19 protein-coding genes are annotated in these 21,104 nt (G+C 53.9%); 17 read left to right on the top strand and 2 right to left on the bottom strand.

The genetic code is table 11. The annotated features are described in order from the left end of the window. Positions 1 to 43: 43 nt before the first annotated feature. Both HOV93_RS19970 and HOV93_RS19965 read right to left on the bottom strand, forming a co-directional pair. Positions 44 to 2,065 carry a VWA domain-containing protein gene (locus tag HOV93_RS19970; RefSeq protein ID WP_207398308.1) on the bottom strand — a complete coding sequence of 674 codons (2,022 nt, stop codon included), beginning with the start codon at positions 2,063 to 2,065 and terminating at the stop codon, positions 44 to 46. Positions 2,066 to 2,182: 117 nt separating this feature from the next. After that, a complete protein-coding gene (locus HOV93_RS19965; RefSeq protein ID WP_207398307.1) occupies positions 2,183 to 2,683 on the bottom strand; it encodes an RNA polymerase sigma factor in 501 nt (166 codons plus the stop codon). 360 nt (positions 2,684 to 3,043) lie between these two features. Between HOV93_RS19965 and HOV93_RS19960 the strand changes: the two genes are divergently transcribed. From HOV93_RS19960 to HOV93_RS19880, 17 genes are all read left to right on the top strand, one after another. Beyond that, positions 3,044 to 4,150: a hypothetical protein gene (locus HOV93_RS19960; protein WP_207398306.1), complete on the top strand. Its 1,107-nt coding sequence runs from the start codon at positions 3,044 to 3,046 to the stop codon at positions 4,148 to 4,150. Further along, positions 4,143 to 5,597, top strand: a complete 1,455-nt coding sequence (locus HOV93_RS19955) for a hypothetical protein (protein WP_207398305.1) — start codon at positions 4,143 to 4,145, stop codon at positions 5,595 to 5,597. The genes HOV93_RS19960 and HOV93_RS19955 overlap by 8 nt, the downstream gene beginning before the upstream one ends. A gap of 186 nt (positions 5,598 to 5,783) precedes the next feature. Beyond that, complete coding sequence (gene mdh / locus HOV93_RS19950; protein WP_207398304.1) at positions 5,784 to 6,731, top strand: malate dehydrogenase; 948 nt, start codon at positions 5,784 to 5,786, stop codon at positions 6,729 to 6,731. Positions 6,732 to 7,054: 323 nt separating this feature from the next. Continuing rightward, positions 7,055 to 7,798 carry an alpha/beta hydrolase gene (locus HOV93_RS19945; protein WP_207398303.1) on the top strand — a complete coding sequence of 248 codons (744 nt, stop codon included), beginning with the start codon at positions 7,055 to 7,057 and terminating at the stop codon, positions 7,796 to 7,798. Positions 7,799 to 8,206: 408 nt separating this feature from the next. Further along, on the top strand, positions 8,207 to 10,732 hold the full coding sequence (locus tag HOV93_RS19940; RefSeq protein ID WP_207398302.1) for a tetratricopeptide repeat protein: 2,526 nt from the start codon (positions 8,207 to 8,209) through the stop codon (positions 10,730 to 10,732). 17 nt (positions 10,733 to 10,749) lie between these two features. Next, positions 10,750 to 11,208, top strand: coding sequence for a hypothetical protein (locus HOV93_RS19935; protein WP_207398301.1), 459 nt, complete (start codon positions 10,750 to 10,752; stop codon positions 11,206 to 11,208). 45 nt (positions 11,209 to 11,253) lie between these two features. Further along, on the top strand, positions 11,254 to 12,108 hold the full coding sequence (locus HOV93_RS19930; protein ID WP_207398300.1) for a sensor histidine kinase: 855 nt from the start codon (positions 11,254 to 11,256) through the stop codon (positions 12,106 to 12,108). Continuing rightward, positions 12,105 to 13,517 carry a sigma-54-dependent transcriptional regulator gene (locus tag HOV93_RS19925; RefSeq protein ID WP_235990705.1) on the top strand — a complete coding sequence of 471 codons (1,413 nt, stop codon included), beginning with the start codon at positions 12,105 to 12,107 and terminating at the stop codon, positions 13,515 to 13,517. Before HOV93_RS19930 ends, HOV93_RS19925 begins: the two co-directional genes overlap by 4 nt. A 218-nt stretch (positions 13,518 to 13,735) precedes the next feature. Further along, the gene (locus HOV93_RS19920) at positions 13,736 to 14,149 is read left to right on the top strand and encodes a flagellar basal body rod protein FlgB (protein WP_207398299.1); all 414 of its coding nucleotides are present in this window, start codon (positions 13,736 to 13,738) and stop codon (positions 14,147 to 14,149) included. A gap of 41 nt (positions 14,150 to 14,190) precedes the next feature. Beyond that, complete coding sequence (flgC, locus tag HOV93_RS19915) at positions 14,191 to 14,613, top strand: flagellar basal body rod protein FlgC (RefSeq protein WP_207398298.1); 423 nt, start codon at positions 14,191 to 14,193, stop codon at positions 14,611 to 14,613. A 19-nt stretch (positions 14,614 to 14,632) separates the two neighbouring features. Further along, positions 14,633 to 14,935, top strand: a complete 303-nt coding sequence (gene fliE / locus HOV93_RS19910; RefSeq protein ID WP_207398297.1) for a flagellar hook-basal body complex protein FliE — start codon at positions 14,633 to 14,635, stop codon at positions 14,933 to 14,935. 82 nt (positions 14,936 to 15,017) lie between these two features. Beyond that, on the top strand, positions 15,018 to 16,697 hold the full coding sequence (locus HOV93_RS19905) for a hypothetical protein (protein WP_207398296.1): 1,680 nt from the start codon (positions 15,018 to 15,020) through the stop codon (positions 16,695 to 16,697). 39 nt (positions 16,698 to 16,736) lie between these two features. Continuing rightward, complete coding sequence (locus tag HOV93_RS19900) at positions 16,737 to 17,894, top strand: FliG C-terminal domain-containing protein (RefSeq protein WP_207398295.1); 1,158 nt, start codon at positions 16,737 to 16,739, stop codon at positions 17,892 to 17,894. Positions 17,895 to 17,906: 12 nt separating this feature from the next. Beyond that, entirely contained in the window at positions 17,907 to 18,575 is a 669-nt protein-coding gene (locus HOV93_RS19895) for a FliH/SctL family protein (RefSeq protein WP_207398294.1), read from the top strand. Continuing rightward, complete coding sequence (locus tag HOV93_RS19890; RefSeq protein WP_207398293.1) at positions 18,572 to 19,930, top strand: FliI/YscN family ATPase; 1,359 nt, start codon at positions 18,572 to 18,574, stop codon at positions 19,928 to 19,930. Before HOV93_RS19895 ends, HOV93_RS19890 begins: the two co-directional genes overlap by 4 nt. A 17-nt stretch (positions 19,931 to 19,947) precedes the next feature. Then, on the top strand, positions 19,948 to 20,397 hold the full coding sequence (locus HOV93_RS19885; protein WP_207398292.1) for a flagellar export protein FliJ: 450 nt from the start codon (positions 19,948 to 19,950) through the stop codon (positions 20,395 to 20,397). A gap of 2 nt (positions 20,398 to 20,399) precedes the next feature. Continuing rightward, the gene (locus HOV93_RS19880) at positions 20,400 to 21,098 is read left to right on the top strand and encodes a hypothetical protein (RefSeq protein WP_207398291.1); all 699 of its coding nucleotides are present in this window, start codon (positions 20,400 to 20,402) and stop codon (positions 21,096 to 21,098) included. Positions 21,099 to 21,104 lie beyond the last annotated feature (6 nt).

Below are 21,104 nucleotides of genomic sequence, written 5' to 3'. Positions count from 1 at the left end.
ACGTTTCAAGGTTGGCCGTATTCAGGTGAACTTCCATCCTGACTTAATCATGCAGGCTCGGCAACAGGACTTCCAGTCGAGGATAGCTCGCATGTTGCCGGATTGCAGGATTCAGGGAAGAAGCCCAATTATCTAACTCATCGATCGTGTTGCCACGACGCCGTGAAAAGTACGAATTTTGATGCAAGGCCAAGCTTTGCTGGGTAAGCTGTGCCGCTTGCAGTGATAAGGGGGATGCCTGCCAAGACGGAGCAAATTGCAGGCGACTAACTTTCTGTACCGATTTACGAGCTTTGCCGCTGGTATCGTTCCAGGTCAACTCGATCGATGCGATGTCGTTTGGTCCGTCCTCGGGAAGCACTAATTCAAATAGCAGGGTACCACTATCGAGGGCGTGAAACTCGTGTGTTGCGGAGGTGGACACAAAATCGCCACCGACTGGTTGGTAACCAATCAGTCGGTATTGGGCAACGGACTTCTGGTTCCATTTAACGCGAACGTTCGGATTGGTGCCGATCAGCGACGGTGCCCCGTGAATTTGCTGATTTAGGATACGGCCTAGTCGTTGCAGTGAATTGGTTACTAGCCAGTCGCCCATGCCGTGCAGTGCAGACGGTGCAGGGACGAGAGACGCATAATTTTCATCTTCGAGTTGAATCCAGCTGAACTTAACGCCCTGCTGCGAGGCATTTTCAATCAGGGGGCGTAGTTGCTCGTTGGTCGAAACGTCGAGGGCTGGGAAGCGATCGGATAGCACCACCAACGAGCGGCGAATATCCCCAAAGCCTGCCTTGGTTAACGAGGTAGCCGAGGCGAATCGAATCCCTTCCGCTAGATTCGACGGACTGCCTAAATCGATGCGATCGAGCGCGGCAAACCACTCCTCGCGATGCTCGCTGGTGGCATCGTCGATCAAAACATAGGGTAGGTCGGACATGACCACCAACGTCACGCTGTCGTGCGGGCGAAGCTGTTCAATCATCTCGCGAAGGGCGATTTTGACGGGTAGCCACGTTCGCAATGCATGTTGTTTCGACTCAGGAGGCGTCACGGCCACAGTGAGATGAACCGGGGCGCGATCTTTTGAATCGGTCGAGCCGGCGACGATCCCGATTTCAAGCAATTGGGTGCCTGCTCCGGCAAATACGGCTGGGCCAGCTGCCGTACGAAGTTCGAGTTGGTTGGGTTGAGCCGGTACATAGAACTTGCCGGTCGCGGCGAGCCACTCTTCCGAGCGAGCGTTTTCCAGCACCTCAGGCGAGAAGGGATTCTCGGAGAAGAGGCTATTCTCGAAACTCTTCTGGTCCCCGGTTATCGGCACGCTTGTAGACCGCATCGAAGGATGCTGAGGGGAAGCAAATGGATGTGACGATTCCCGCAGAAGGAACTCTCGATCATAAGCTTGGGATTCGGAGAAAAAGGATACCGCGTTCGCCGAAGGCAATAAAAGCTGTGGGCGACCGTGCATCGAGCGAATCATTGGATTAGCACCCAGCGGCTGCCAACGCATAAGAAACGTGCTGGCCAGCAAATCTTCCGGTAATTCTTCCGAGAGGGACTTTATCCTTGGCACATCGGAATGCGCGACCTGTATTTCCGGAAGGGATACTTCGGTGATCGCTGGCGAAACGGATTGAATGTCGACTAAAGGGAGTAAGTCCGAGAGTTGGGCCTGGCCTTCAATTTCTGAGCGAGTAGGGCCTAGCCACTCGAGTGCCAGGGACTGCTCCGCGAGCCTGACCGGCGCAGAGATCACTGACACCGGGTCATGCTTGGCGATATCCGAATTCCGGTTGATTTGCCAAATCGATCCGATACCCAGTGCGAGAAGCAAGGTGGCTGCCACCGTCCAAATACCAACTGCCCATGAAACTCGAGGGCTACGGTCGGCGGCACTTCGTTGGCGAACACTACGAGTTACCAATGCCTGTGAGGCAGCGATCTCGTGCAGTTGTTCAGTGAGACCGCCCGGTATTTCTACTGCCGACAATTCGCGATCGAGGGCTGCATCAATGTCAGCAGCCTCTGGGATGCACTTAAGCCGGGCAACGAGATCGGTCGGCATAGCGACCCCTCGGAGTTGTCGGTCAAGTTCGCGATCGTGGTCGGAGGAATTCACGGTAATACTAGTTAGGGACTAAATCTGATTATGGATGTTATTGGCGATGCCGCTGCGGATCGCTCAGGATGGCAATCGAATGGACAATTCTAAATGAAGTTTCTTGCGGGCACGACTCACACGGGAAAGGACTGTTCCTAAGGGGACTTTCAGTAGGTCTGCAGCTTCCTGGTGGGTCAGTTCACCCACAACCACCAACAGAATCGCCTCGCGAAGTTCTTCCGAGAGGCACTGTAGGGCCGCCTGCATCTCGTCGCTGAACCCTTGTTCTGGTTCGACCGGTGCGACCAATTCTGGCGTGGTCTTGTCGTGGTCGGAAAGGGGCATGGGCTGTTTTTTTCGCCGCCATCGATCGACAACGCGACGACGGAGAATCGCAACCAGCCAAGCACGCTCTCCCTTCTCTGCGTCAAATCGATCCCGGCTGTCCCAGACCGATCGGAAAGCATCCTGCACAACATCCTCAGCGTCATGGCGATTACCCATCAAGCGATAAGCAACGCGATAAAGCGTAGGACCATGCTGGTCGACCAATCGATGAAACTGCTCGGCAGAAAGAGCCAACGCGAACTCCAAAGAGGAACTGAGTGAACGATTCCTGCCAGGCTGACACCTAGCAGAGACTGTCTATCAACTCCTCCTTACTAAGCATTCGTTGGCAACGAATTGGATTATTCCCAGAAAGAGGAGCGTATTTCGAGATAAAACCCATGATACCATAGAGTTCAGCAAAGGCGCGAGGGGAACGGTAGGATGGAGCCTGAGTTTTTGCCGTGTTGCCGTATCTCTTTTTCAAATCTAGATTTAAGGAAAGTACTTGCTCGTCCGTTGGTTAGGCCGGGCAAGTCGCTTGCGAGCGATCGGCTAAACGTGTTTGGCCGTAGCTGCGTGAGTTGCTTACCTCTTTCCGTATAATGTCGTGACATGTCCCAAGTAACTCCTGAATCGTCGAAACCGAGTCAAAAGCCTCCGCGGAATTACTTTGCGCGAGGTGAGCAGTTGCGTCTGATGATGCTCGTTGGCTCGCTGGGGTTGGTGGTTGTCCTCATGATACGAGCGGCCGACCCTGAAACGTGGCGTTGGATTGCTCCGGATAAAACGTCAGGGGAAGGCGTATCTAATAATGATCGTGCCCGAGTGACCCAGCATCAAATCCAGGTCCCCCGTAAAGCGGTCGCCGGCGACAACGGCACAGATGGAGAATTTCGGGTTGTCGGCAGTCGCCGCCCAGCGACACCCTATACACTGGGTGGCAAAGGGAAGGGGAACGCGAAAGAGGCCCACGATCAGGTTTGGGCCGATCCGGAAGCTTTGGCACTGGTCGAAGATAGTAGTCCTTTTCGCGCATCCGATTTCGAGGCCTGGTCGCAAATTTTTGACCGTATGCGAGATGCGACTCCCCAGGACTTGTCGGTCGAGCATGCTCCGCTGGTCCAGTTTGGACAATTATTTCAGCAATCGAAGTTATATCGCGGCAAGCTGGTGACGATCCAGGGAACCGTCCGCCGCTGTGTCAAGCTTCCGCCGAATCCGCTCGACGAACGTGCCGGCAACTTATGGCAGCTGTGGGTCTTTGCAGGCGGGGATAACTCGCCCATTGTTATCTACAGTATGAATCTTCCAGCAGGCTTTCCCGTGGGCAACGAGATTCATGAAACGGTTTCTTTTCAGGCCGTCTACTTTAAAAAGTGGGTGTATGCTGCCAAAGGGGGAACAATGACGGCCCCGCTTCTCTTGGCGCGAACTGCCAACTGGCAAGCGCCCTTGATGGAACAACGCGAGATAACGACAGTCGAGATCGTCGTTGGCGTCGGGTGTGCGATGGGGGGGGCGATCGTCGTCGTTGGTTTTATCTGGTGGAACAACCGCAACCGCGATTCCCAAGTCGAGAAGTTGGTACGGCATCGTAATCGAAAGAATTTTGAAGAGAACGCGGCCGACATCTCTGTTGGGGTTTCGGTGCGAGATCAACTCGGTACCCTGTCCACTCAACTCAAGAACCATTCGTCGTCCGAAAAACCTGATGACTAAATCGCTGAATAAATTCAATCTGCTGTGTCTCTTGGTTCTTCTGCTTCTGCTCGGTGGGGATGGCTCTCTTGGTGCCCAGGGAGTAGAAGACCCGTCGCCTGTAGCTGAGAGTGAGGTTTCGGAAGGCGAAGCTGGACCGACTGGGGATCACGTCCCTGATTTCGACCAGATGTCAGCGCGGGAGTTCTTCGAGTTGATCGACTTCGGTGACAGTTACCTTCAGATGTTTCTAGATGGTCAACCGTTGGAAGACGGCGAGCAAGAGGCCGTCATTCGTGCGTTAACGCGGATTCGACGTTTGCAGCCCCATCGCGTCACGCGTTGGCTAAAGTTGGAGACCCCGTGGGAGGCACTCGAAGCAAATCCGCAAGACCACCGACTGGAAATCTATCTACTAACGGGAAGTGTTGAGTCGGTGCGCGAGATGACCGTCCCACAAGAAGCCGTCGAAGGCGTAGGTTTGGCCACCTACTATGAAGTGGATGCCATGCTCGATACGCCGACCGGTACGACGTTCGGTACCATCATCGTCGAGGACATTCCGCAGCCCTGGAAGGTCACTCTTAATCCCGAAAAAAATATCTTGGGGGCATCCATCAGTTGTCCTGGTATTTTTCTGAAGTCATTTGAGACAGGTGAGGATCGCCAAGGTTTTGTCTTCGCGACGCCTAAGATCTCGTGGCACCCCAGCGAGCCCAATCATGATCTGGGGGTAACGGCCGATCAGGTACGCTTGGCGGAGCAAGGGATGGACATCGGTGAGCTTTCGCATGTCAAAGATCGTGTCAAATTCGAGGGGCTCGAACGGGAACCGTTTTATCAAATGATGGCCGCGGTGAAACGAATTCCGGCCGATCAGCAAACGGCCATGGCGAATCAAACCGTTTCTCAGTATCTGACCGAGCCCAAGGTAGGCTTAATGATTGCCCCGAAGAAGTACCGTGCCAAGTTCATGCGACTCACGGGGCTTTGCCGTCGAATTACTAAGATTGAGGTTGATGACGAGGATATCCGGCAGCGATTAGGTATCGACCACTACTACGAGCTTTCCGTCTTCGTTCCCATTGCGAATCCAATCGTATCTCAGCGTGCCGGGGACGAGTCGACGCGCAAAGAATTTTCGAACGACTATCCGGTTCTCGTTTGCGTGGCTGAACTTCCTTCGGGGCTTTCGGTAGGAGAGGACCTGCATCAGTCGGTTGCCGTGACCGGGGCGTTCTTCAAACTTTGGGCCTATCGGACCCCTTTTATGTCTCGGGACGATTTCACCCGGCGGCAGATTAGCCCGCTGTTTATTGCCGCCAGCGTCGAGCGGTATGCAGCACCCAGCGATCCTCAAACCAATCAGTTCGTGCTCTCGATGCTGGTCGTATTGGGCGTCGTGGTTGGGCTGGGGATTGCGTTTGGTGTTGTGTTCTCTCGCAAATCTGCGTCTCGTCGACGTTAAATCGTGCCGAACCTTCTTGAAGATGCACGTTAGGCCGTCAAGCCCTCTTGATAATCGTTGGCAGTGCGCCCATATTCAGCTTCAGACTCGCCTTGCGTGGCATAGCAGCTTTGGGCGGTTCACCTTGCGGACACGTCTTCAACCATTAATCCCAGCAGTAGCTGGGCTATTGAGGAGAACTTTCTCATGAAACGAGCCAAGATCACGATTGTCGGTGCCGGTAATGTGGGGGCCACTTGTGCTCACTGGTGTGCTGCCGCTGAACTGGGTGACGTTGTGCTGCTGGACATTCCGCAAACCGAAGACATGCCCAAGGGTAAGGCCCTCGACCTGATGCAGGCCTCGCCGATCGTCGGCTTCGATAGCAATATTGTCGGTACCACCGATTACGCCGACACGAAAGACAGCGATGTCGTCGTCATCACGGCCGGCATTCCGCGTAAACCCGGCATGAGCCGTGACGATCTACTGGCGACCAACGCGAAGATCGTCACCGCCGTGACCGAACAAATCAAATCGACCAGTCCTAACTGCACGATCATCGTTGTCAGCAATCCATTGGATGCTATGGTCCAACAGGCGCTGAAGGTCAGCGGTTTCCCTGCCAATCGCGTGATGGGTCAGGCCGGTGTTTTAGATACGGCCCGTTATCGCACATTCATTGCCATGGAACTTGGCGTCAGTGTCGAAGACGTAACCGCCATGCTGATGGGTGGCCACGGCGATACGATGGTGCCGATGCCGTCCTGCACCTCGGTTGGCGGTATTCCTGTCACTCGCTTGATGGACGAAAAACGTCTAGAAGAAATCGTCGATCGCGCTCGCAAGGGTGGGGCAGAGATTGTTGGTTTGCTTAAGACCGGCAGCGCTTACTACGCACCGGCGGCCGCCACAACTCAGATGGTGGAAGCGATCGTTCGTGATAAGAAGCGTCTGATTCCTTGTGCCGCTTACTGCGACAAGGAGTATGGCGTGGGTGGCTACTACGTCGGTGTGCCTGTCATCCTGGGTTCCAACGGTGTCGAGAAAGTCGTCGAACTCGAACTCACCGAACAAGAGAAGTCCGACTTCCAAAAGAGCGTCGACGCCGTCAAGGGATTGGTTGAAGCCATGGATAAACTCTTAGCTTCGTAATCAAAAGTTGTCTGCCCGGGGAAGCCCGCCAAGCGACTAGCAATTCATGGTCCATGCATTTCTTGGGCCATGAAATTTTACGGATAGTTGGTCTCGCTAGCAAGATTGTTTCCCTCAATCATTCGTGTTTCAATGCTTATTCCAACGGGGCGACAAGGATGTCGCGCAGGACGCTAGAAGACGATTTCTCAGCGTTGGCACTAACAAAGTGAATCGATCAGTCAAAAAGATGGTGAGGCTGATCTTGACCCAATTGGCGAACATCGCCACATTTGGGCTTCACTCTCCAAACAACCAACACCGAGAGTCTGCAGAACGTCTTCATGAAACGTTTAGACACGCCAGCGCTTCCAACGACCCATTCGTCCAACCTCAGCGTTCAGCAAAGTAAGGTTTACGAATTTCGCATTCGGCGAGATTCAAATCAGGCTTGCCCGCTGGAGTTGTTCACTCCGTTGCACTACGAACCAGGCTATGCGTATCCGCTGATCGTCTGGCTGCATGGGGCGTTCGACAACGAATCCCAGTTGCGCCGAATTATGCCACTGACCAGCACTCGCAATTTTGTTGCTGTTGGTCCTCGTGGTACTCGTCGTCACACGCGAGATACCGGCAGCGAGTTCGCCAGCTATTATTGGTCGCAAGATGAAGCCAATATCGAGGCCGCATCTCGTCGCGTCGAGATGGCGATCGAGTCAGCATCCGACCAGTTCAACATTCATGGTCGCCGTATTTTCCTAGCCGGCTACCAGGATGGAGCGACGATGGCATTACGGTTGGCCCTGCAAAATCCTAGCGATTACGCAGGTGTCATCTCGATTAATGGCCCCTTACCCAATGGGCATGCCCCGCTAAGAAGTCTTTCATTGTGCGAACAGCTTCCCATCATGTTGATGCACTGCCATGAAAGTACTTATTACACCGAAGAGCAGTTTTGCGAGAATATTCGTCTAGGCCACAGTGCTGGGCTAAAGATGGATGTTCGCGAATATCTCTGTGGCGACGGCATCATGACCGACATGCTGGAAGATATGAACGGCTGGGTCATGGGGCAGGTCTTGAGATAACTCGCCCATTGCCAGGCTGGTCCTCACTTAAACACACCGCATAACCCTCGCATTAGCGAGGGTTTTTTCTTTGGCGTTCCTCCAGGGTTGTCAGCGTTTCCCTGTGAAAAGTTATCGGCTAGGCCGGGAATTTTACATGCTGTCATTGCTGTCGCCACAGATAGCCTCCTAATGGCGGGCATAGGGACTTGTAGGTCATTTCAATCGGTCGCAGCGAAAGATCTCATCAATCCTGTCTTGACCTGTTTCCCTGCATTTCTGTACATATTGTCCCGCGAAAATATGCGCGGCTGCGTGCGCTCGCAGAAAGTCGCGATTGTATTTGAATGACCTTGTGAAAAGTCGAAAGCGAACCTACCCGTTGTCGATATCGACTTGAGCCACTAAGGAACTTGAGAACAAATTTCGATGTCGACGGAAACTGACCAAAGCGATGCAACTGAAGCGACCAAGGGGACGAATCCTCGTGGTAGTTTTATGGACATGCTGGGTGGCAATCGGATGTTTCTGATTGCCGGAACAGTTATCGTGGCAGGGCTTGTTTCTGGAATCTCGTGGGTACTCGTTCGCGGTGGCGAAGCCGAAGAGCAAACCTTAGCCGCAGCCATCGAGGCTTACGAAAACGGAGAGGTCTCTAAAGCGCGAGAGATTGCTCGCACCCATGTCGAAGACCTGCATGTTCATGAGCCGTACCAAGGCGCGGCACCATTTTTGTTGGGCATGATTCTGCACGACGAAGCGAAAGAGTTTCTCAATCCCAAGGACCGCGAGACCGTTTATCGCGTAGCGGTGCAGCATTTAGAAACTGCCCGCGAGCGAGGATTTCCACCTGAGTACAAAATTCGCGGCGAGTACCTGTTGGGTATTAGCCAGATGGAATCAAAACAGTACGAAAAGGCTATCCAGTCTCTCGCGAAAATTTATTCCGACTATCCTTTGCACCAGCTCGAAATCGAAAATGCTCTGGCCGACTGCTTTTTGGCCATCCAGCCATCCACGCCAGAAAATCTAGAGCAAGCATTGAAGTGGAGTCGGCTATACGATTCCCATCCGGTTCTTACACCAACGCAAAAATCAGAAGCCCACATTCGCTTGGCCCGTATTCAATTCGAACTCGGGCAACTTGATGAAACGCTGGAGACGATTCTAGAAATTCCACCGACTTCGCCAAGCTATGTGGACGGCGTGATTGTGCAGGGATTGGTTGCACGTCGCCGCTATCAAGATTCTCTATCAGCTGGTGAAGAAGAACAGGCTCAGGACTCGCTCAACTCGGCAATTCGTTTGTTCCGCAAAGCCGCCAGCAATCAGTTGGTTGCGGCGGATTCAACTCGAAAGGCTTCGTACTTACTGGCAGTCATGCTGCGGGCCAACGAGCAGTTGGACGAAGCGATGCAGCAAGCAACCCGTACGCGGAAAATTTACTACCGAACACCAGAAAGCGTGGCGGCTGGGCTAGAAGAGGCCGAACTGCTTCGTGCGGAAGATAAAGACGAAGAAGCGGTCGAGATCTATCGCCGAGCACTTCGCGAAGCAACGCTCAGCGGCAAGTATGAAAACCCTTGGGTGGACGAGGTCGATTTCCGTCAACGCGTGACTCGAGCGATCGACGCCTGGAAGTCGGCCGAGAAATTCGCTCCAGCGGTAGAAGTCGCCCAGGCACTGCGTCCTTTATTTCCAGCTGATCAGGCCTTTCAGATCGAAGCCGATGTGCAACATGCTTGGGGGGACTATCTCGAGCAGCAAGCTGACGAAGTACCCTTCAATCAATCGCTTGAATTGCGTGCGAAGTCACGGTTTCGTTTCCGCAGTGCCGGTAAGGTTTATCTGGATTTGGCTGAGTATCGGTTCGCTACGAGCGAGTACACGAATGACCTCTGGAATAGCGCTTCGGCCTATCTTCGCGGCCAAGATTTCAGCAAGGCTGTAGAGATTCTCGCCGATTACCAGCGATATGAAACCCGCGAGCACCAGCCCCGAGCTTTGGTTGCTACGGCCCGAGCTTTGATCGCACTCGACCGAGCCGAAGATGCCTTGAGCCCAATTAATGAGTGCCTAGAGTTTTACCCGAAAGATCCGTCGGTCTACGAAGCCCGCGTGCTCGGCGGCGAGGCCTACATGGAACTTGGTAAGCTGGCCGAGGCCAAGAGTGTTTTGACGGCCAACCTCGACGATGGTCGACTCGAGCCGAGCAGCCGTGAATGGCAAGATTCGCTGTTTGCACTCGGTCAAGTGTTGCACCTGGAAGGGGAGATGTTTGAAGCCCAGGCACGTGTTAAAGGAGCTCTAGAAGCTCCCGAAAGCATTCCTCGCGAAGCGTTTCAATTTCTCGAGCAAAGTAACGAGAGCTACAAGGGTGCGATCAAGTATCTGCATGCGGCCGTCCGACGTTACCCCGACGATCCCCGTTCGATCAGTGCCCGCTATCTGATCGCCGAGTGTCATCGGCGTTCGTCCATGTTGCCTAAAAAGAAGTTTCGCCTGGTTAACATTGAAACGCAACGGATCAAGTTCGACAAGGAAGTGAAGGAGCATCTCGAAAGCGCGATCGAGATTTACAATGACCTGGAATTCGAATTGACGACGAAACTCGAAATGCAAGCTGACCTTCATCCGGTCGAGGCAAGTATCTTGCGGAACTGCTACTTCGCACAAGGGGCAGCCATGTTCGAGTTGGCACGCTACAAGGATGCGATCGAGGCCTATTCCACCGCTTCGAATCGTTATCAAACCGAAGCCGTTTCGCTGGAAGCATTTGTTCAGATTGCCAATTGTTATCGTTATATGAATCAATCGACCGAAGCCCGAGGCACGGTCGAGCAGGCCAAGATTGTGCTATCGCGCCTCGCCGATGGCATCGACTATTCGGAGACGACTCATGGTTCGCGTGATGACTGGCAAAACTACCTCGATTGGTTAGGGGCCACCCTTTAACTGGAAAGCTGATTTGTATGCCTTGTATTGAGGAAACCGATCAACTGGCTCAGCTCATTGGTCAGAAGCACGAAGTTCTGACGCAATTGCTGACCCTTTCGCAATACCAACTGAGATTGGCCGGGCATGACGATCATATCGACGACTTGATGCGTGTGTTGGTTGCCAAGCAAACGTTGATTGAAAGATTGACTCAGATTGATCGTACGATCGATCCCTTTCGTCACCAAAATCCAGATGCCCGAGTTTGGCGAAGTGCCAGCGAACGCACTCAGTGTTCCCAAAAGGCCAAGCATTGTGAAGTACTGCTAACGGAGCTGAAACAGTTAGAGCAGAAGAGCACTGATCTCGTCTCCACGCATCGCGACGAGATCTCGAAGATGCTTCAAGAGACGCACACTGCCGCTGATTCCGCATCGGCTTACAACAACACGAACTTGCCCGCAAGTCGCGGCTTCGATTTAACCGCCGAGTAAGAAGGGGCCCCCAGAGATATGACCTCTCCCAACGAAGAACCTACGATGCCCGACAGCAATCGCCTATGGAATCTCTCGGCCAATGACGAGTCGATTGATCTTCGCGAGCTGCTTTCGTGCTGGGATAAAGCCACCGTGCGTCTCCAAGAAACGCACGAATCGCTTCGCAAAGAAGTGGCGAGATTGTCCGACGAGTTGGAAGTCAAAAATCGCGAACTCGCACGAAAGAATCGCCTGGCCGATCTTGGTTTGGTTGCGTCGCATATCGCTCACGAGGTACGCAACGGCCTCATGCCGCTGACGCTTTATACAGGGCTGCTCAAACGAAAAGTAGATAGCGACCCTGATACAAAACGTATTGTAGGCAAGATCGAGTCCGGTCTGACCGTGCTCAATACGACTGTCGATGACTTACTGCACTTCACGGCCGATCGACAGCCTAGTCAAGCCTATGTGCCGACGTCGCAAATGATCCGCGAAATCTGCGAAGATCTGGCGCCGCAATTTCAGGCCCAAAACGTTCAAGTTCGTCTCGATCTGACCGAGCAAGAGATGTTGCTGTCCGATAAGGACATGCTCAAGCGGGCGTTTCTGAACTTGATTCTCAACGCTTTGGATGTGATGCCTGACGGAGGCATCCTGACAATCACCTCCCAGGTTAACTTCGGCCATCTGGAAATAGAGTTTGCCGACACTGGTTGTGGGATTTCCCACACCGATGTGCGGCGCATTTTCGATCCATTTTATAGCACCAAGAGCACCGGAACTGGTCTCGGTCTGGCTATCGTCCAGCGAGTCGTGGAAGTCCATCAGGGGCAAGTCTCCGCGATGAACTGCCCTGACTTCGGTGCCGCATTTACGCTTATGTTTCCGATGAAATCTCTGAAGGCAGCCGCATGATCGACGCAATGAAAAAGAGCACTCCAAGTCATTCCGTTCTGATTGTCGACGACAACCCGCACTCGCGTGAAAGCCTGGGCGATGCCGTTTCCATGATTGGATATCAAACGGCCTGTTGTGGTAGCGGTCGCGAGGCGCTTGATCGGCTGGCCAAGCAGGCGTTCGATGTCGTGGTGACTGACTTGCAAATGCCCGGGATGGATGGCTTGCAGCTAGTACGCGAAGTACGTGCAAAGCATGAAAAAACTCAGCTGGTTATGGTCACCGCACACGGAAGCATTCACACAGCGGTCGATGCGATGCGGTTCGGCGCGCTCGACTACCTGGAAAAGCCTGTGCAGGTCGAAAATTTGGAATCAGCTATTCAAAGGGCCATCGAGTCGACCAGTCGTGGCGATCGCGCGACGGCGATTCCGCCTGGTGGCGACAGTGACAGTGTCGTGATGATCGGTAGCAGCCCTGCCATGCAGACATTGCGACAGCGTATCGATCTGGTGGCTCCGACAGACGAAACGATCTTAATCACCGGCGAAAGCGGCACCGGTAAGGAACTGGTTGCTCGATCGATTCATCAAGCCAGTCGCCGTCGTGCCGAAGCGATGATCAGCCTGAATTGTCCGGTTCTTTCGGCTCACCTGATGGAGAGCGAATTGTTCGGACACGAGCGTGGCGCGTTTACCAGTGCCGATCATTCCCGGATTGGTCGCTTTGAACTGGCCGACAGAGGAACCATTTTGCTCGACGAAATCACCGAGATCGATCTGCCACTACAGGCCAAACTGCTTCGCGTGCTCCAAGAGAGACGATTCGAGAAAGTGGGCAGCAGTGCGACAGTGGAAGCAGACGTTCGTGTGTTAGCGACCTCGAACCGCGACCTACTGGCGGAAGTCTCAGCCAATCGGTTTCGGCAAGACCTTTACTATCGGTTGAACGTCGTTCCGATTGAACTGCCGCCACTTCGCAATCGAACCGAAGACATTCCAATGTTGGTCGATTACTTCCTGAACGCGGCAGTGATTCGTGTTGGTCGCGAAATGCTGACCGTTGCGGATTCGGCGATGGACCTGTTGCAAAGTCATCCTTGGCCAGGCAACGTCCGTGAATTGGAGAACATCGTCACGCGAGCCGCATTGCTGACGATCGGTCACGACTTAACTCCCGAACAGATTCGCCCTTGGTTGACCGAGAGCAGCCAGGAACCGATTTCGCTGCAGTCGACCGGCGACGTTTCCGTGGTCGGAATGCGGCTGGAAGATATGGAGCGACAACTAATTGAGCAAACGCTCGAGCATTACGAAGGGCATCGCGAAAAGACCGCAACGGCTCTTGGTATCAGTGTGCGAACGTTAAGTAATAAGCTGCGAAGCTACGGCTTGGCACCCCGGGCTCGTACTTTTGCCCATGTTTAAAGAGGGCGTGCAGGATGTGCTATCGGCAAAACATTCCGGAAACGTTGCGGCAAGAATTGCCGGTATTCGCTTCCCAAAGATTAATCGCTAAGCGACTTGCTGCAAGATTTGCCGAACCAGGCAAACTTTGCGGGCAGGTGACCAGGATTTAACGCTAATGTGCTTAGATCGGCACACCCTTTGCAATTGATCAGGCGACTAGCGTAAGGAAGCCCACGATGGAAAACTCGATCTTCAATGCGAATACCGTTCCTGTTCTCGAACAGGTCGTTAACTTCGCGCAGAAGCGACACTCCATTCTGGCGACCAACATCGCCAATCAACGCGTGCCGGGTTACAAGGGACGCGACCTGAACGTCGATCGCTTTCACGAAGTACTGTCCGAAGCGATCGAGCGCAAGAACAACCCGAACGAACCGATCTCGCAGGGACTCGTCCACACCAAAGAGGGCGACCCGATGCGAGATGTCCAAGACTCGCTCAACGGCATTTTGTTTCACGACGAGAGTAACCTCGACATCGAAAGACAAGTTGCCGAGTTGTCCAAGAACCAGACGATGCACAACACGGCCTTGGCAATCATGGAAAGCCAGTTTCGATTGCTAAGCGTCGCTATTAGTGAACGCGTTTAACTCCCTTAACGGATTTTATTAAGTCAGGAAAGGACGTCCTCATGATCTCCGCCTTGGATATCAGCACCAGTGGGCTTATCGCCCAGCGCGAACGCCTGACCACGATTTCGCAGAACATTGCGAACATGTCCTCGCTACGTGACGCCAATGGTCGTATTGGGCCTTACAAGGCCAAGCACGTCATCCTGGAAACCGACCACCAGTTGGCAACGTCCAGCGGTGCCGCCGGAGTGAAGGTTGCCGAGGTCCGTGAGAACGATGTCGAGCCGAAGCGACGATGGCAACCTGACCATCCCTTGGCAATCAAGGATGGAAAGTGGAAGGGATATGTCGAGTATCCGAATGTCGATATGACCGAACAATTTGTCGATGCCTTGGAGGCAAGCCGAGCCTACGAGTCGAACGTGGGTGTGATTGAAATGACCAAGAACATGACGAGCCAAACGCTGCGTATTTTGGCGTAATTGATGGAACTTCCCCCCGATGGCATCCATTAACGCAATCCAACAGCAACTGAGCATCCCTCAGACCCCCAATCCCTTGCCAGGCAAGCCGGATAGTGGGCCTGAGTCGTTCGGTAAATTCCTGCTCGAAGGAATTCAAGAAGTCAACCAAATGCAACAGGACGCCGACCGTGCGGTCGAGTCCCTGTTTACCGGTGGCGACGTTAACCCGGCCGAGGTGTTGACCGCCGTCCAAAAAGCCGACATGTCCTTCAAAATGATGCTTCAGGTTCGCAACAAGATGATGCAAGCCTATGCCGAAGTGAAAGACATTCGAGTTTAAGAGAAAGACAATAACCGCCGAAGGATTCGACGGTTACGATACCAATTAATCAACACGATTCCGCAGCTTGAAGGGTCCACGGATGGACTTCTTGAACAAGGCGTTTGAACAAATCAAAGACCTGTTTGTCTCGATGACACCCGGTTCCCGGATCATCGCAGGCCTCTTGGTCGTTGCCATTGTGACAAGCGTTGCCTTTCTCTTTCAAACTAATATGTTCCAAAAGGACGTGCCGATTCTTTCTGGCTCGCCCATTGCCCCGGCCGATCAAAAGGCGATTCTCGCGGCGTTCGCTTCGGAAACGCTCGACGACTATGAAGTGATCGGCAGTCAAATCTATGTGCCGCGGAGTCGACGTGTCGATTACATTGCCGCACTCGTGAAAAACAATGCGATTCCGCCCGACTTTCACGACAGCATGTCTGACGCCATTGGCCAGGCAAGCCCCTTCGAATCGGAAGCCCATCGCTCGGACCGACAAAAGGTAGCCCGAGAAAAGGAAATGGCGTTGGTACTGCGAAACATGCGCGGCATCGAGTACGCCTCGGTCCAGTACGACATTGAAGACAAAGGGGGATTTCCACGCAAAAAGGTGTATACGGCCTCGGTTGTCGTGCGTCCCAGCGGTTCAGAGGAAATCGATTTCAAGACCGTGAAAAGCGTCCAGAACTACGTCGCACATTCGATCGCTGGTCTCAGTGCGGAACAAGTTTCGGTGACTGACTTGAACACGCGGAGGACTTTCAGCGGCTCAGATAACGATTTGGCGTCGGTCAACGACGACCCGTACGCCTCGCGGAAGAAATGGTTCGAGGAACACTGGACCGAAACGATCGACAACGCCCTGCGGTTCATCAGCGGCAACAACGTAACGGTCAATGTCGAACTCGACCCAGAAATGAACCGCATCGAAAAGGGAATCAAGTACGACCCGCGACCAACGCCGCTGGCTTCGATGGCAGAGAAGTCCTCGGAGGTTAGGCGGACACCCACCAATGCGGGCGAACCCGGTTTGAATGCCCAGGCTCCCCAAGGTCCTAATCGTGCAACGGCGCTGAGTGGGGCTCGGATGAGCGAGCAGACCTCGGAATCGAATCGAGAGGAAACGCTTGCTGTTACCAATCAGGATTACACCCAAAAGCAGGTCGCATCGCTAACACCGAAGCGAGTCACCGTTTCGGTTAGCATTCCGAGTCAGTATTACGTCGACGTTTGGAATTCACGCAATCCGCCTGCAGCGGGTCAGCAGGCCAACGCCCCCGACCCAGGCGAACTCAAGAAAATCGAAGACGAGACTAAAAAGACAGTGGAAAAGACCGTCGTCACTTTGCTCCCTGAGCAAGCTTTGGGGGACGATCCCTATCCACAAGTTTACGTCTGGACGGCTCCTCAACTTCCGGAAACACCAACGCCGGAGTTGGTCGTTGCTGATTCGGCCATGGCCTGGGTGGCGACCAATTGGCAAACCTTGGCGACGATTGGTTTCGCGGTTGTGGGACTGATGATGCTTCGGAGCATGCTCAGCAGCGGCGCTGGTGCTGCCGAACAGTCCGACGCAGTGAAACTCGAAGACCCCGCCGCTGATCAAGCCAAAGACGACAAGAAGGAAGACCAGCCTGACGGATCGATGCAAGGCCTACTGAAGAAACGCTTCGCCCAAGGCAGCGGTCCTAACTTGAAAAACGAACTGGCTGACATGGTTCGGGAAGATCCTGATACGGCTTTGGGAATCTTGCAGACCTGGATCGGAAGCCCCAATTAATTGTCCAAAAGGTTCTTGATACCTTTTTAGAGAAACACCATGACCACGTCCCCTGAAACCATCCGTAAAGCCGCCATCGTCATTGCCAGTCTCGACGAAGCCTCGGCCGATAGGCTGCTCGAGAGCATGCCGGATGAGGTTGCGTCCCAGATTCGCTGGATGTCGATCGAGTTGGAAAGCGTAACGGATGAAGAACGGCAGGTCGTTCTCGATGAATTCTTACGTAACTCTGGTCGACAACTGCCCACTGAAGACCCTGGCGTAGAGATGGCATTCACCTACCAAGGGGAAGAGAATGCCGCCGTCGCTGAGCTGTCGGTACCAACTCCGCCGCCGTTCGCCTTTTTAAATGATGCCCCCAGCGAAATGCTTGCACCTTTTTTCGAGCAAGAGCATCCGCAGGTAACAGCCGTCGTCATGAGCTATCTTCAACCCGAGCGAGCCTCGGAGATCTTGCGACAACTTCCAAGCCGACTCCAGGCCGACATCGTTCATCGTATCACACAGCTTGACGAGCCTTCGCAGGAAATTGTGGCCGACATTGAATCACGCATCAAACAGATTGTCTCTCGTCAGGTATTGGCATTCGAGCGACGACGTTTGGGGATGGCTGCGGCCCAGGCGATTCTTAAGGCCTCTTCCGGTGAGCAAGCCGAAGAGTTGCTAACCGAACTACGCAGTCGTGGTTCGCAGCTCCCCGCTGAGTTGGAAGCCCTCAAAGGTGACAAGGTCGTTTGGCCTGTCATGAAACGGCCAATGCCGCAGCCAGAGGCCATGGAACTGCCAAGCGAACCTGCGAAGCCTGAACCGAAAGCGGAGCCTAAGATCGAGCCGGTTGTTCATGCTCCCAAGCCTGTACCCAAAAAAGAAACAATCTCGCGAGAAGTGTCCCAGCCGACGTTTCCGTTCGATCGCTTTGCCGTACTGGATGACGCTTCCTTGGCCAAGGTACTGCATCAAGCCGGCCCCAAGGTCGTGTTGCTCGCTTTGTGTGGTGCTTCCCCTGAGGTGCTAAAGCGGATCTCACGTGGCCTCGGCGCAGGGGATGTAAAGTTGCTCCAGCGCAAGATTCGCGAAATGCAGCCGGTATTGCTGGCAGATATCGATCACGCTAAACGACAAATGTGCCTGGCAGCGGATGCGCTGCTTGTTGCTTCTCAGGCTCGCCCCACGAGCCACCTTCAGGCAGCCGCATAAGGAGATAGCACCATGGCAGTCATTAAATCAGGCAAACTCGAGCACGAATCGCACACGCTTTCGGCCGTCGCTTTCAATTTGAGTGACGTATCTGACAAGGCGCAAAGCGACCTGGACAACGTCAAACTCAAGGCCGCCGATATCATCAAACAGGCTCAGGAACAAGCCAAGCAAATACGGGCAAAAGCCGAAGCCGATGGACGTCAGTCCGCCGAACAAAAAGCCCGGCAGGCGTTGAAAACGGAAGTCGATCAGCATGCGGCCACTTTGCTGCCGGCGTTGCGGACTTTGGTGCAAGACCTCACGACAGAGCGGCAGTCTTGGCTCAATCAGTGGGAGAAGGTTGGCCTGCAGGTAGCCGTCGCCATTGCCGAAAAGATTATCCGTCGCGAGATTGCGACCGATCCTCAAGTATCAGCCACCCTTGTCCGCGAGTCGTTGCAATTGGCATCCGGCTGCGGCGAAATACACATTCGACTCAATCCCCAAGACTTAAGCAGCATGCAAAGTGGCGAAGCCATGCTGTGCGACGAGTTGAAGAAGCTCGCAGCGACGCAGATCATCGCCGACGCTTCCGTCAGTCGTGGTGGCTGCCTAGTGGAAACTCAGTTTGGTTCGATCGACAACCGAATCGAGACACAGCTTTCTCGAATTGCTGACGAACTAGGGGGTGCCTCATGATTGCTTCCCTGAAAAGTCGACTCGATCAAGTCATGCCGACGGCGGTGACCGGAAGTGTCGTCGAAACCTTTGGTACCACCACGGCCGTCGCAGGCTTCCCCGTGCCGATTGGTGCAGTGGTAGAAGTCGAGCGGCAAGTGGGGCCTCCGATCCCGGCGGAAGTCATTGGCTTCAAAGGGGAGCAAACGCTCATCTATCCATTGACGGGAGTACAAGGCATTCGACGTGGCAACCGCGTTCGCATGACCCACTCGTTCCGCACTGTGGGTGTCGGTGAGCAACTGCTGGGTCGGGTGTTGGATGCTCATGGAAAATGTGTCGACAATCTTCCGCCTCCGACTGCTTCCGATCAGGTTCGTTTAGACCGAGATCCGCCTAACGCAATCAATCGACCGCGTATCGATCAAACCATCTCGACCGGTGTCCGTGCCATCGACGGTATGTTGACCTGCGGGCTGGGGCAGCGTGTGGGGATTTTCGCCGGTAGTGGTGTCGGTAAGAGCGTCACACTGGGGATGATGGCCCGTTACACTTCCGCCGATGTGAACGTGATTGCTTTGATCGGTGAACGTGGCCGCGAAGTGAATGACTTCATTGAACGCGACCTCGGCCCGGAAGGCATGGCACGTAGCGTAGTGGTTGTCGCAACCAGTGATCAACCGGCCATTCAGAGGATGCAAGCGGCGATGGCTGCTACTAGCATCGCCGAGTCCTTTCGCGAAAGCGGCAAGAACGTGCTCTTCCTGATGGATAGTGTTACCCGTTTTGCCATGGCCCAACGCGAGATTGGCCTCGCTGCCGGCGAGCCACCCACGACCAAAGGGTATCCACCGTCGATGTTCGCCATGCTTCCCCGCTTGGTTGAGCGGACGGGACGCACGCAAAAAGGGAGCATCACGGCGTTCTACACGGTGTTGGTTGAAGGGGATGATACCAACGAGCCGGTTGCCGATACGGTGCGTGGTTTGCTAGATGGGCATATCGTGCTATCTCGCAAACTCGCTGGCAAAGGTCATTACCCGGCGATTGACATCATGCAAAGTATCAGTCGTCTGATGAACGATTTGGTGGGTGAGGAAGCCCGCACCGGGTCGATTGTGATTCGCGACCTGATGGCAACTTATGCCGAGAATGAAGACCTGATCAACATTGGTGCGTATCGCCAAGGTTCCAATCCACGGATCGATATGGCGATTCGCTTGAAAGACGAGATCGACCGTTTCCTTCGTCAGCGTGTTGACGAGCAGGCGAGCGTTCAGTCTGCTCAAGAGCAACTGATGGCCCTGGTTCGCAAGTGCAGCATCGCCCAGCCCAACCTTCAGGCCGCCGGTGGTCCGAAAATCGCCGCCAAGTAGACAGAGAATAATCGATTATGTCCAAGTTCCGTTTCCGACTCGAGACTTACCTGCGGCTCAAGATCGCCGCTCGGGATCAGTGTCGCGCGGAACTGGCCGAAGTACTGCGAGCCGAAGAACAACTCAAGGAGCATCAAGCGGGGATCGAAAGCGATATTCGAGATCAACATGCGTTCATTCGCGGGCGAACCGAGGCCGGTGCGTTGAATATCGATTTGATTACCGCTTCGCAGCGAGAGGTGATGTTTTTGAAATCGCTGCAGATCGAGAAGCAGCAACTGATGCTTAAGCTTCGACCGCACATTCAGCAGCGACGACAAGCACTGATTGATGCGGACCATGAAGTAAGAACGCTGGAGAAGCTCAAAGAGCAAAAGCAAGAGCAGCACATAAAGTTAGAAGCTGCCATAGAAGCAAAACAAATGGATGAGATCGCCCTGAGCGGTTTCATGCGTAAAGGAGAATAGCCGTGGCTTTGGTACGAATGGCGGGAGCGTTTTTCGCCTACCTATGTGTGGCAACCGTGTTGGCGCAAATGATCTGTGTCGCTGTGTTTGCCAACTCAGGAACGTTTACCAAAGACCGCTTTTACTCGTTGATGGCCATTGTGTATGGAATCGACGAGAATGCCATCCGGGAAGATGTTCAAGACAAGGATGAGCCAGAGGAAGATCACGAAGAGCCGGATATGCAGCAGATCATCGACGAAAGAGCCCAGCGTCACTTGGCGCTCGATTTTCGTCTACAGGCGTTGGATACCGGTATCGAAAATCTCCGCAATATGCAATCGAGTCTGATGGAAGAGCGTCGACGTTACGACCAGCTCAAACAAGGTTTCGATCAACGCTTGAAGGCCCTGGAAGATGGCGTATTGGATGAGGCGATCGTCGAAGTGCAACGAACACTCGAAGCCCTTGATCCGCGGCAAGCTAAAGAGCAGATCTTGATGATGCTTCAAAGGGATGACAAAGCCATGATTGACGTTGTGAAAATCATCAAGGCGATGTCTACAGATAAACGCAAGAAAATCATGGGCGAGTTTCGCTCGGAAGAAGAGCAGCAAAAACTGGCCGACATATTGGACGAGATTCGACGCGGCAGTCCAGATACGGAAATTCTGGGAGATGCCCGGGATCAACTTCAACAGTTCGCGCCACCGTCCAACTAACAAGGG

Source organism: Bremerella alba (genome assembly GCF_013618625.1).
In the GTDB taxonomy this organism is placed as follows: Bacteria; Planctomycetota; Planctomycetia; order Pirellulales; family Pirellulaceae; genus Bremerella; species Bremerella alba.
This window is presented reverse-complemented; position numbering and strand designations above follow the sequence as displayed.